Source organism: Bradyrhizobium sp. 1 (genome assembly GCF_023073315.1).
GTDB lineage: Bacteria > Pseudomonadota > Alphaproteobacteria > Rhizobiales > Xanthobacteraceae > Bradyrhizobium.
The window spans coordinates 1003455-1003758 of record NZ_JADPJH010000033.1 but is presented as its reverse complement, the minus strand read 5'-3'; the positions used below and the strand labels follow the sequence as shown (position 1 = coordinate 1003758).

The 304-nt window shown below is 69.1% G+C and carries 1 protein-coding gene; it reads left to right on the top strand.

Annotation, left to right across the window (positions count from 1 at the left end):
• Positions 1–304, top strand: a 304-nt coding sequence (locus tag IVB29_RS38600; protein ID WP_247506970.1) for a DUF1522 domain-containing protein, incomplete at both ends; no start/stop codon positions are given.

The window sequence follows — 304 nt, the reverse complement described above, 5'->3', positions numbered from 1 at the left end:
GGGCACGCTGTCCTCGCTGCTCCAGACCAACTCGACGCTGAACGTCAACGGCCACGTCATCAGCTTCAAGGATGGCAATGCACCGGCGGCGGCCAACGTTCCGGCCGGCTCCGGCGTGGTGGGCAACCTCGTTACCGACGGCAGCGGCAACTCGACCGTCTATCTCGGCGGCGCCACCGCGGCTGACCTGCTCAAGGCGATCGACCTCGCCACCGGCGTGCAGTCCGCGTCCAACGCCAGCGGCACCGCGACGGTGACGACGACCACCGGCCAGGTCGCCTCGTCGATCAACTCGAGCGGCCAG